Consider the following 12,419-nt stretch of genomic DNA (forward strand, 5'->3'; position numbering starts at 1 on the left):
TTAACATCCGTAAAACCACATGGTTTAGACTCGTTGAACGTTCCGTACCTGTTCGATCAAGGTTTCATCTGCATAAAGCAGTTCGATTTTATCTCGCTTTCTGGAGTCAATAATCTCAGGTTCGCAAACACAATCTTTTTCTTTTTGGTTTTCCACTTCTTCTATATTTCTATATCGTTCATGGAAATATCGTCCAACGTCCCATTTGCTTTTTGTTTTCTTGCTAAGGATTTTTTCATATAATATGTCTGTTCCTCTGGCTATCTGTTCCTCGCGGATTTTTGTATACGACCACAATTTCGTTTCGACACGAACAGGCCATTCGTAACCACATGACATACAATAACCATTATTCACTGGTACCTCAAAAGAAAATCGCACCAGTTCACCATTCTTAAGGGATGCCTCTTTTGTATAACCTTCACCCGTCAACGGAGAGCGAATATATCTTCCTGTCTTTCTGCTTCCGCATTTAGGGCAAGGAGGAACAAAATAGTAAATATGTTTCCACATTGGAACTCTCACCGCTAATACCGTTACTGAAAACTTATAAAAAGTTATAAACTTCTATGTTTCATTCCTATTTCAACGAGCATGCTTTTGATGATATAAATATCAATCTACTCACAAGTTCTTGTACTCTCCATAGGCGTAAATTCCGGACTAACGTATCCGTACATATTTGCATTAACGTTTCAGTGTCAGCTTGCAAATTTTTCTCCATAAGTCTTGAGATTTATAGATGCCTGGAAATCTCTGTCAATCATATTCCCACACGCACATCTATAAACTCTGTCAGATAACTTCAAATCTTTTTTGATGTTTCCACAACAGCTGCAAAGCTTTGATGATGGATAAAACCGATCAGCCACAATAAGCTGGATCCCTTTATCACTGCACTTATATTCAAGCTGTTTTCTAAACCCAAAAAACCCCTGTGCCTGGACTGCTTTGGATAAATGTCTGTTTTTCATCATTCCGCTGACATTCAGATCTTCCATACATATAAATCTTGGTTTTCGATTTACGATCTCCGATATGGTTTGATTTAAATAATTTTTACGGATGTTTGTTAATCTGTGATTTCGTTTTAATAAAAGTTTTTCCTTTTTGATTACATTATTTGTTTTACAGTAACTTTCCCCTTTCTTATTTTTCTCGTAAGAACGAGAGATACTACGCTGTAATCTGCGTTTCTGTTTTTCTAGTTTCTTTACTTTAAAACAACAACCTTTTCAACCTGATTTTGAGATATTCGCCTGATCAATTCCTGAAGTCCTTTTTTCTTATAATTAATCCCGGAACCGATATCACTTATTATCTCAAATGGCTGTCCTTTTGCCAGAAGATATGTCTTGACATGATCAATCTGTCGTTCCAGATCATCTTTCTGTTTATGGCTGGAAACGCGACAATATCCAATTGTAATGCGTTTTTCAGGCTTTACATTGATTACCTGGTTGAGTTGCTCATCAGAATACATTCTATGAATCCGGACTTTCTATTCTTGTATCAGCTTAGCTCTACTAATAAGTATGCCAATTGTTCAGGCGGTTTTCGTTTCATATATAAACAAACTGGAATTTTTGAACGAAAAAACTGAGCAGCTAACCCAGTTTTCGAAAGATCTGTTTTGCAGCTCTTCCAAAATGTCTGGTAGAAAAACAAAACAGTACTGCACTTCGGATGATAAAAAGCAGATATACCCAACGGTAATCTGAAAAGTACGGGAAAAACACGGACAATACCGGAGGGAAACAGATTCCCAATACACAGATGCAGCAGGCCGTCACATCATACACCCAACTTCCCATTCCGAGAATTTTTCGTACTTGTTTCCAATCCGGAAGATATTTGGAAATATATGGGAGCATGGCATCCTGCCAGCATTCCCTGACCAGGAAACTGAGCAGGAAAATACCGGCAAATATACTGAATACCCCTATGGAAGTGGTATCCAGCGTAGCAAGAAGAAAAAAACGTTCCAGAAATAACAGAAAAACAAAAGATAGTAAATAAAACTTATCTATAAAAGCCCTCGTTCTCCTCCAGCCTGGCTATCATTTGTTTTCTCTTACGGTTGCCAATACAAAGGCACGTATCAATAAATCCAATAACACCGAAAAATATAAATACCAACATATGCATCATAGTTTATCCCTCCACTTCCGAGATATGATCCAGTAAACTCTCTACAATAGCCTGTTTATCTGAAAATTCCAACATCTTTCCATCTTTTTGAACGTTGATCTGGAATTCCATATAGTGATCGCTGGAACCATGCACATACAGATAAATACTATTATCTACGGTATCCCCTTCAAAAGCAGGTTCCACACCATCATAGGTAAAATACTCAAATTCTTTATAAGTACCCTCTGTATAATTCCTTTCATCAGCACTAGAGGATTTTGCCAGATCCCAGTCTTCGATGCAGGTAGCAGTTACATAAGTTGTCCCCAGATCGATCGGAAGATAAAATTTCAGATCCCATACAGCGCCATCGATCTGGCTTAATTTCTGTAGGTTATTCATCGTATCATCACTTCCATGTGTTTTCAGGTCTCCATACTCCGTTCCATATAACCAGTACTGATCTTTGTCAATATACCCTTCTGACGGTAATCCGGACAGGGTATAGTATGGAATCATGTCCCTGCTGCCATCGTCTTTATCCCCATAATCACCGAAAGTAAGCGTGGTAACATCCTCTGTATTTCCAAACAGATCAGAAAAACTCTGAATACCCTGATCGGCCGTATTTTCTTCATTTTTTGAAACATCAGCTTCATTTTCAGAAGTATCTACTGTTTCTGGTTTGGGTGTTACCTGGGACTGCTGTGTAGTTCCGCATCCTGCTACCGTCATGGTCAATAAGCTACATAATACGATCATTCTTTTTTTCATTTCAATTTCCTCCTATTGTTCTTTGAAATGATCTTTTCCAGCATATTCTTGATTGTTTCGTTTCGAACAGCTTGTCCATTCTTTTTGCCATCGTACAGCTGTCCATTACCATCCAAAACATATTCCAAAACTTCGTTCCCATCCGCATCGTACAGATGGATCATATATTTTTGTGCCCCGTCCAAAAGATATCCTTGTTCTTCCTGAACAGACCCGTCCTGGTACACCTCATTCCAGATCTCCAGTTCTTCCTGGGTAAAATCATGGTCAAGGCCTTTCACAAAATTGTTTTCTGTGATCTCATATACGGATCCAAATGCAATCGGCTGATTGGTAACTGTCTGTTCCGTTTGTTTTTCCGAGCCTTTTGAATGCATGATCTGCACGACTCCGATGCCTGTAACCACACAGGCAAAAAGTAAAATACTAATGATTCGTTTTCTCACAATTCTCCTCCTCATATCTTTTTTTTGCTATATCTATCCCAAACGTTCTTGTTAATTGTGCATACCACATTCGACCCAATACTTCTCCTAAATTTCTATCTGAGTAATATGTAAAACTGTAGGGTTCTTAAGCAAGTAGTATCTTACTGGCGCATTTCTTGTTTGAGAGAAGAATGTAAGTGGCTGTAGAGAGAAATACTCGGTTTTTGCGAGTGTTTTTTCGGCATTTTGCCAGATGTTTTTTACAAGAACATAATATCCTGAAAGCCCACGGCTTCAGCCGTGGGAGGATGTCAAAGTCGCGTACTATTTATGAAATTATCCGCCGGATAATTGTTTTATGTTGCTCTATTTTTCTTGACTTTTTCGATATTTTGATCAATTTGTTTCGTCAAATCCGGGGTTATAATCAATCGATTTCCTGCGGGATTTAGGAAAAAACCATGTTCTCCACAAATTTTTCGAAAATCCCGGAAAGACAGTAATACTGGCTTCCATTCACCTCTTGATGTATTCCACAAATTAAATTCCTCCAGGTTAGAAAACGCGAGAAATAAAAGGGATGATGTTTCGACCATATGCCTTACCGCACCATATGAGATGCGGACACTCTCGGATTCCTCTTTTATCTTTACGGGTATGATAAACTGGCAAGAAGCCAACCTCCATAGATAAGCAACATCTCCATACTGTTTTAATAATGCTACAGTTTTGACCATTGCATGATTATAAAAACGATGGGGTAGATTTCTTTTCTCATCCAACAAAAAGTTTTCCTTTTTTTCACCAACGCCAAGCACTACTGAAGATGCTCCTGCCGCATAGCATAATGCATAAAACTCAGCAATTTTATAAAATTTTGGATCACTGACCCTTACATTTTCATATTGCTTTGCCATCTCTGTTGCCTCTTTCGGATCAAGAAACAGCAGACATTCTCCATTTTGAGTGAGAAATGGTTGATTAGTTTTTGTACTTTCAAGAATAAATAGTTTGTTTTTAAAAATTTCTTCTTTCATGGCACCACATATAACCTGTCTGATGTTGGATCGTAATGAATCGTTATGATCTTCGCCACATTGTCCGGCATGGCGTATGCAATCACTCCATCGCCTTCATAAGCATCGTCAGTCACTTCCATGATCTCAATCTGTTTTGCACGCACATTACTTTCGATATCCCCACAGACATTATTTAATTTATAATCTAATTGTTGTTTTACTTTTTCCAGTGGTGTAAGGTCGACGCCTTCCTTACACAACACTTCTGCATTCATATAACCGCTTGATTCAGATTCAGCCAAAAGAGTCTCATCATCCACCTGGTTCGTTGAAAATAATCTAGCAAAAACAAACTTTTCGCTATAGTCACTGATATACTCCTCGGTAATTACACCATCCTTTCTATGGAACATGTGATTTCTGGATCCTTTGATTCCCATATGAATGGACTCCTGATTTTCATCCAGAAAGAATACCAGATCGCCCACTAGAGTCTCGTTCCATTCGACTGATTGCAATGAGTCAAAGTATTCCTTTAAATTTTCTCCTGGAACAGGCGCATCAACCTTACTGCTTTGGATACAATCTTTTACAAAATCGGTATCCGAAGCATAGGATGTGCCTTCTTTTTCCATAGCTGTGAGAAAAAGACTCATAAATGCATTAAAATCACCCGTTTCATCTGAGAAAATATCTCCCCTCTCCTCATTATCCAGATTCGAATTATCCTGCTGTTCTTCTAATGATTTTGCCTCATCTTCACTTAGAACAGGATCCGGAGTAAATACCTGCATGGTGCCGTATTCTTCAGGTTCTTCTTTTTTATTCTTTAAAACAAGTGTGACCGCTACAGCTACGAATATCGTTGCAAACACAAGAAGTACAAAACACTTTTTAAATTTTTTGCTCATAAAACCGTTAATTCCTCCATCAATGATTTGTCCAGGTAAAATGCATTGGATCGTTATAATATCCTTTCCAATCGCCACCCCAATAAAATCCGTGGCTCTTCCATATGGAAACGATCTTCTGATTGATATAGTAAGGACTGGATGGATTCACACCTCCAGTGTAGGTCGCTCCGTTTGCTGCTGCATTGATATCAAAGGCGACACCATAGCTATGATGTGACAAATGACCGGTTCCTGACGCCATATATCGCCATTCATAACTTCCTGCAAAAATAACCGGGAATTTTAACGCCGCCATTTCATTAAAGCATGCCTGGACATTCCCTGCGATTGCTTTATGGCTCTGGATCGATATGTATCGGACATTTCCTGCTGTATCACAAACAGGAACGGAAATTGTTGTCAGATATTGTGCCATCTGTGTTTGCGTCGTGGGTGTTCCACCAGGGAAAAGTTGCGCCAGACGGGCACTTCCGTCTCCCAGCGGAGTAACTACAGTTCCTCCAGCACCACCACTCATCATAGCATTTAAATATTCCTGAGCAAATTGCACACGTTTATCCAGCATAGATCCGTACTCTCCCTTTTTTGCTGGCATATAATAAGGCTTTTCACTGCAAGCACAAAAGGCTCCGGTTGCTATATCAATGTCCGTTTCTGTTTTCCAGGCTTCAAAGGAAAGATTATACTTTGTGGGATAAGCATGCGCACCGGTATATCTGGCAAACGTCCAGTTTGATGGAATATAAACTTCCCATGCGTACTGAAGCTGCGTATTAAGATCATACACATTCATCCCCTTAGATGCAGCCCAGTTGATGATCTTTGTTCTCTGTCCCCCTGTCCATTGCATGATTCCCATGGCATGTCCATTATCATAAGTCGGATCCATCGTCGACATTTCCTGTTTAAGGTTTCCAAGTATAGCCGCACACTGAACTGCTCCAAGTCCCTGGCTCTGGAAATACTGACAGATAATCGCAGCATTACCGTTTAATGCCGCACTGTTTGCTGTGTTCGTTGTACTTCCTCCGGCACCGGCTAATAAAAGCATAATAAATACCCCTACAATCACGATTCCGCTTCCCAACAACAAGAGTGCACCGCTCAAACTTCCAAACACTGCAATCAACATTTTTTCCAGGTTGTCACTAGCCGTATCTTTGATCTTTTGCGTTGCTTTCTTCTTTGCCTGTTTAGAACTTTTCCATCTATCTGCTACTGATTCCTTGTTTTTTTTAAGAGCCTGTTTCCGATCCGTCTTTTTTAGACTTTTCTCCTCTCCCGCCCTTCTAAGATTGTCTGATTTTTTTTCCTTCTTATGTTCTTCCTGAGCCTTTTGTTTCTTAGTGTCCCGTTTGTTTTTTAAGATAAGATCTATTCCTACTTGCTTTGCTTTTTGGAAGTTCTGTTCCTGGTTCCATACATCTTCTTCTTCCGCATCCAGTTCCTTACCAGCATATTGATACTCTTTTTTTAGTGCAGCTGAAACAAGTTTTGCTCCATTTACCACTCGGAGAGTACCTCTTCCTACAGAAACTCCTTTTTTTCCTGCCAATTTTCCATTGACTTTCACTTTTGCATTCTTTTTTTCCGTTCTTATCTTTTGCCTGGCTAACAGATCACCAAAGCTTTCACTATTAGAAAGAGAAACAACAATGTTTTTTGCACCTGGTATCCGTTGATTTTTTGAGTCTGTTTTCATACCTGTGTCTGGCTTTCCGAGCTTTCCTGTTCCTTTTACCACACGCACGGAACGAGTCCTCTCACCTGCCGGTGTAAAAACCGTTGCCAGAGTCCTATTTTCTTGGACAGACCGGGCATGTTTATTCTCAATCCTTTTATCAAAACTCTCCGTCCCTGTTCTCACATGCTTACGTGATATCGATACACTTTTTACAGATGGTGTGTCGCGGTATCCTACTGAAACTCTTTTTGCTGGATATTGTCGCTCCTGTGTTCCTCTTACCGTGCGTGAAGACTGCTGTATACGATCCGCAGTAGTTCTAACACTCTTACTTGGCATGGATTCTTTTTGTGTGTCCGTTCGTACCGTTACAGAGTGTACCGTTGGAGTTACGGCAACTGCCCGTGGTTGATTTTCAGTTGGTATCGAGGTACGCACCCGGACACTCGGCAAAGCTTCTTTATCTGAACCAGTACGCAATGTTGATGTTTCTGTTCGCACCCGGACTGCATGTACTGTTGGAGTTACTGTAGCAGTATGCGGACGTATCCCATTATCTGTGAGGTAACTTCTGGCATTTACAGCTATATGTACGGAAGAACCAGCTGGCCGTTCCGGTACGGTATCGACCACGACATGCTCAGAACCGGCATGCAATCTGGTGGACGGATACATTGAATTAACCGGTACATGTGGCGTTCCGGATGAAGGGAAATATCCATGATTTACTATCGTTGGAATCTGCGCACGAGCAGATACCATGGATGGATAGGGACTTCCACTTTCTATGCGGGAAGAATTATCACCCGATACATGCGCCGATTGGGAGGATCTGGTTGTGGAATGATTTTCCTGTATTCTTTTCGTGCTTATTTCAGAGTCAGCGAAGGCTTTCGTGTTTTTTTCTCTTTTCGATCCACGGATACTACCTTCTGTTCTTACTGCCATTTTCTTCCTCTCTTTCTGAACTTAGTTAAAACATCCGGGCAGCACTGAAATCTTGATGCACTGACCAGGCTGTACCTGTCCGTAAGTACCCTTATCGATATACAAAAGGCATTTATAGCCGGTAGAAGTATCTTCTCCTTCTATCGGATAAAATTTTCTCGATTCTGGTCCCGTCGTTGGTGATGTTTCATAATAAATTTCTACTTCCCTTTTCTTTATTATCCTTGCCTCAACAAAAAACTTACTTCTCTCCCGTTTTCCGTTCAGCCAGTGCAGGGACTCTGACAAAAGAACCCCTGCAAGAACAAGAAGAATGCCAATATCAGCGATATATGAGAGTGGATCAATCTTTGAACAAGCTAACACCAAAAAGAATAGGAACGTAGCGAAAAGCAGAAGTCTTCGCATGTTGTTATTCTTATTGTATTGTTTTATACGATCCAGGCATTCTTTATCGGAGTATTCCCGGATGCAGAGATTTTCTTTGTCATTTTGTGTAAAGTATACTTTTCCTTCAATCATTCTCATTTTGTCCACTCTCTTTCAAATGCATTTTAGTTTTCTGCCGTCGTGTTGATCAGCTGATAGATCATAGAATCCCGCGGATAAACGTTATCAAACGGCAGACATGTCTTTCCGTTATAAATAAGACCACATCCAGGTTCGGCATTATTCACATAATCCAGCTGCGCATCTGACATCTGCAAAAGTTCTCCTAACGTATCCCTGTCAAATTTTGCCAAAGACATCATCATAATAAAAGAAGAGTTATTAATGATATTTCTGGAGTCCACACTTCTTAACAAGTCTTCTGTATTTTGCATGATGCCTGTTGGTACACCTTTCCATTTCCTTGCTCTCTTCCATATTTCCATAAGGAAAGAAGATGCACTCTTGGAACGCAGCAACAGATAGAATTCATCAATATAGAAGTGTGTCCAGACATTTCCTTTGCTTCCATTTTCGATCATCTTGTTCCAGATATCGTTCAAACATACGAAAAGTCCAAGATCTTTCATTCCGCCACCTAGATCCTTGATGTTATATGCAACAATCGGTGCGTTTGTTTCTACATTAGAACGATGTGAAAATGTAGATAAGGATCCGGATGCATAGATCTCGATCACATCTGCAATGTTCTTTGCTTCCGGTTCTGGCTGATTTTGCAGCTCTTTATACAGATTCATAAGAGTTGGTGCTGCACTCTTGTCACAGGTGACAGGATTTCCAGAGGCACGAAGTTGTTCCATATGCTGCAGGTATCCGATGTAGATATTTTTTACACATCGGTCAATAATGGATTTTTCTTTTGGCTCAATCGTCCTTTCTCTTCCGTACATAATTTCAATCATACTAATGATATAATTTGCTTTCATGGTCAGGGAATCGTTATCTCCTGCATAATTGATATCCATATCCAGCGGATTTACAAATTTCTTTGAATTCGTAGAAAGATCAATTACCTCTCCACCAAGTGCCTTAACCATTGGCGAATATTCATTTTCCGGATCGATGATAAAGATCTGATTATTTTTTCCTCTCAAGAGAACATTGTAGATCTCGGATTTCGCAGCCATACTTTTACCGGATCCAGACTCTCCAAAGATTAATCCATTGTAATTTCTTCCACTTAAACGGTTGTACATAATAACGCTTTTTGTGATTCGGTTCTGTCCATAATAGACACCGTTCTTCTGGAAGAGTTCCTGGGAACTGTATGGCAGAAAGATGGAGCTGGACTCTGTTGTTAACATACGGTCTACATATAACTTATTGATACATAATGGCAACGTAGAGTTAAAACCAACTTCCTGCTGATAAAGCAAGGGACGAATTGGTGCATTATATTTTCTTGAGATACTCTTTACCAGTCTGGTAGCCTCTTCAAGCTGTTGTAAAGATTCACCAAAAACTACAACTGTAAAAGTCACATAATACAATCGCTGATCACGCGTTACCATATCTTCCATCAAGGTGGTCGTCTGTTCCTGAGATCGGTACAATTCCGGAGAAATAAGCTGTGTAGAATATCCCTCCTGACCTGCCTTCTTTTGTGCTTCAGATATCCTTGCATTTAAGGAAAGCATATGATCCCTTACCTTTTTTAACGCAGCTGCCTGTTCAATTGGATTATAATTCACAGAGATCATCAGACTATGCGGAATATCCGTAAGGTCATTCATAAAATCGGTAGAAAGCCATGTAGGCACACGCTGCAGATATAGTGTCCTTGCAAAGGTTTCTCCTATTGTAAAATGATTTCCCTTAAAGCTCATACCGCATGGTGCAACTGCCTCTTTTGATGTTCCTCCCGTGTTATACATCTCCTGCAGATCAAATGTCGGATTTCCATCTTTATCCACCGAATTCTCAAAAACAGTTGATCCGTCCTGATTATAAATACTTTGCAGATTGCGAAGCCTTTCTTCTAAAGACATGGGAACTGTCCGGCTTCCAGGAAGGATTCGACGAAGGGAAGCATCGATCTCGTTGTCAATACTATCCAAAACCTGCATCGCGTGTGATACGTGATCATCTTTTACAGACACTACACACATTTTTTCCTGGGAAAGGTTGTTTCTTCCTTTAGCTACCCTGTCTAAAAGAATCGTATTCAACTCTTGCCGGTATTTGTTCAGGCCATCCTTTTGCGGTTCAAAACGGATTGTGTTTAAGAAAGTACGCCGGTCCGTAGGCTTGTTCCGGATAAAGATCTGAAATTGCGCATTTTCCGGAAAGGAATTCAAAAACATTCCATAGGTACGGAATATTGCAAGCTGCTGTTCTTCCGGAGCAATTTTAAAATTGACGTCTTCTAACAGATAAGCCCGTGTGAAAGTGCCAGGTTCTGTTTCAATCACTCCATTGTCATATACCTGTTCATATGGAATGCTTTCCAGAACAGTTTTTGGAAGTTTGTTTTTTTTAACAAATCCAGAGAATTTTTTTAATAAACTATCTGATATATTTAAAGTACTCATTCCTATTCTCCTATTATCGATGTGCTGGATACTGTTCGGATGTTATGATCTTTTTCTTTTTTTCCTTTGTTTCGTCCTTTAAGTATTCTGCACTATCGATTCGTTCATACTTTCTTTGCCGAGGGGAAAGAAGCATGGAACGTACTACCTGGATCACAAAAGTTTCCATCCGCATTCCATACACGGATACCCACCCGATCAGGATCATCGGAAGCATCAAAAAAACTGCGATCATACACTGATTTGCAAAGTCTGTTGGAATCAACAAAGCAATTGGAGCTGCATATGCGATCCCGATACTTAAAACAATAATCTGTCTAGTTGTTACCAGACCAAATAATTTAGGTTCATAGTCCCTAATATCTTTTGTCATTTCTACTTCTACCATTTATCTTCTCCTTAGCCGATTCCAACTACATGACTTGATATACTGGAGGTCGCTGTATATAGTTTTGCACATGTGATATAAGTCACAAAGATGCAGACAATTTTTAGCATACCTTCCAAAAATCCATCCGCAGTTGTACCCATAATCGCATTTACAATGACATTTCCCGTTGCCGCAATCAAATAACACATGGTGATCCTGATATAAAGAGCAACAAATTTTTTCATATATCCGATACCTGGGCTTCTTGCACCATTTCCGCAAACATCCGCAATCGCTAATGGAAAGAAAGCTTTTCTTACATACAACTCGATCAAAATAGTCAAAAGTACAACTCGCGCAGCCATTAACGGCAGTTCGAAAAGGATCAAAACAACCGTCATACCCACCATTTTTAAAACAGCCATTATACTGATCTTTACATTTTCCAATGCCGCATTGATATAATCTATCATCTGAAACACTGTATATGAGGACAAATCATTCATATCATTTTTCCCCCATCCAAAGGTAGAATCTACCCAGTTTCGGATATCATCCAGGTTTTCTGATGTGTTGATCATATTTCCTACACGATTCATTATGTACTGGCCAAGCTGCTCCAACACTCGTACGATCACGTCCCAGTTCATAACTACCATCAATCCAATCCCGACCGTTACAAAACACTTGGCCCACATATCCAGACTTCCATCTCCTCGCTGCAGTTCGGCAAACATGAGAAACATAGAATACAAAACTACAATAAACATGGCCAATCCTTTTAATGCTGATGCAACATTTGTATATAGATGAGAAGAGTCTATACCTGATTTGATCGTATACAGGCTCCTGTTTACGATATTAGCGTTAGAAGGTAACGATTTCCCAAAAAGTGCATTAATGGAGTTAAACATACCATCCGTTAATTCATCCGTCACTGTTTGTTTATAGTCATCATATGTTTTATGTAGATCAGACCATTGCGACTTGTCATTTGGATTTGTAAGTTCCTTTGCCATGGTAAACGGTATTGCGAACCAGACGGCACATACTATAAGTATTGCAATCAGTCCTGTATAGACCACGCGTTTTCGTTTCTTAAAGGACATCTCACAGGCTTGAATATTTGCTGCTTTTTCCATAAATCATAGCTGTGTGACAGCTGCCT

General features: G+C 39.8%; 10 protein-coding genes and 2 pseudogenes. All 12 read right to left on the bottom strand.

The features are described from left to right. Nucleotides 1-24: 24 nt before the first annotated feature. Nucleotides 25-513, bottom strand: a complete 489-nt coding sequence (locus ETP43_RS16410) for a hypothetical protein (RefSeq protein ID WP_129259679.1) — start codon at nucleotides 511-513, stop codon at nucleotides 25-27. 188 nt (nucleotides 514-701) lie between these two features. Continuing rightward, nucleotides 702-1,220, bottom strand: a pseudogene (locus tag ETP43_RS16415) (RNA-guided endonuclease InsQ/TnpB family protein); the annotation flags it as partial. Next, nucleotides 1,220-1,489, bottom strand: a pseudogene (locus ETP43_RS16420) (recombinase family protein); the annotation flags it as partial. The pseudogenes ETP43_RS16415 and ETP43_RS16420, both read right to left, overlap by 1 nt. Nucleotides 1,490-2,154: 665 nt before the next feature. Next, nucleotides 2,155-2,907 carry a hypothetical protein gene (locus tag ETP43_RS16425; RefSeq protein ID WP_129259680.1) on the bottom strand — a complete coding sequence of 251 codons (753 nt, stop codon included), beginning with the start codon at nucleotides 2,905-2,907 and terminating at the stop codon, nucleotides 2,155-2,157. Beyond that, the gene (locus tag ETP43_RS16430; RefSeq protein WP_129259681.1) at nucleotides 2,904-3,353 is read right to left on the bottom strand and encodes a hypothetical protein; all 450 of its coding nucleotides are present in this window, start codon (nucleotides 3,351-3,353) and stop codon (nucleotides 2,904-2,906) included. Before ETP43_RS16430 ends, ETP43_RS16425 begins: the two co-directional genes overlap by 4 nt. 338 nt (nucleotides 3,354-3,691) lie before the next feature. Beyond that, nucleotides 3,692-4,372 carry an SseB family protein gene (locus ETP43_RS16435; protein ID WP_129259682.1) on the bottom strand — a complete coding sequence of 227 codons (681 nt, stop codon included), beginning with the start codon at nucleotides 4,370-4,372 and terminating at the stop codon, nucleotides 3,692-3,694. After that, complete coding sequence (locus ETP43_RS16440; RefSeq protein ID WP_129259683.1) at nucleotides 4,369-5,343, bottom strand: hypothetical protein; 975 nt, start codon at nucleotides 5,341-5,343, stop codon at nucleotides 4,369-4,371. The genes ETP43_RS16435 and ETP43_RS16440 overlap by 4 nt, the downstream gene beginning before the upstream one ends. Further along, nucleotides 5,285-6,823 (bottom strand): phage tail tip lysozyme, encoded by a 1,539-nt coding sequence (locus tag ETP43_RS17215; RefSeq protein WP_164979790.1) that lies wholly within the window; start codon nucleotides 6,821-6,823, stop codon nucleotides 5,285-5,287. Before ETP43_RS17215 ends, ETP43_RS16440 begins: the two co-directional genes overlap by 59 nt. 1,098 nt (nucleotides 6,824-7,921) lie before the next feature. After that, nucleotides 7,922-8,428 (bottom strand): hypothetical protein, encoded by a 507-nt coding sequence (locus ETP43_RS16450; RefSeq protein WP_129259685.1) that lies wholly within the window; start codon nucleotides 8,426-8,428, stop codon nucleotides 7,922-7,924. Nucleotides 8,429-8,454: 26 nt separating this feature from the next. Then, nucleotides 8,455-10,881: a VirB4-like conjugal transfer ATPase, CD1110 family gene (locus ETP43_RS16455; protein WP_129259686.1), complete on the bottom strand. Its 2,427-nt coding sequence runs from the start codon at nucleotides 10,879-10,881 to the stop codon at nucleotides 8,455-8,457. Nucleotides 10,882-10,894: 13 nt separating this feature from the next. Beyond that, nucleotides 10,895-11,269 carry a PrgI family protein gene (locus ETP43_RS16460; protein ID WP_129259687.1) on the bottom strand — a complete coding sequence of 125 codons (375 nt, stop codon included), beginning with the start codon at nucleotides 11,267-11,269 and terminating at the stop codon, nucleotides 10,895-10,897. An 11-nt stretch (nucleotides 11,270-11,280) separates the two neighbouring features. Further along, a complete protein-coding gene (locus tag ETP43_RS16465) occupies nucleotides 11,281-12,393 on the bottom strand; it encodes a hypothetical protein (RefSeq protein ID WP_129259688.1) in 1,113 nt (370 codons plus the stop codon). Between the last annotated feature and the right edge of the window lie 26 nt (nucleotides 12,394-12,419).

The sequence above is a fragment of the Blautia faecicola genome (assembly GCF_004123145.1).
Lineage (GTDB): Bacteria > Bacillota > Clostridia > Lachnospirales > Lachnospiraceae > Oliverpabstia > Oliverpabstia faecicola.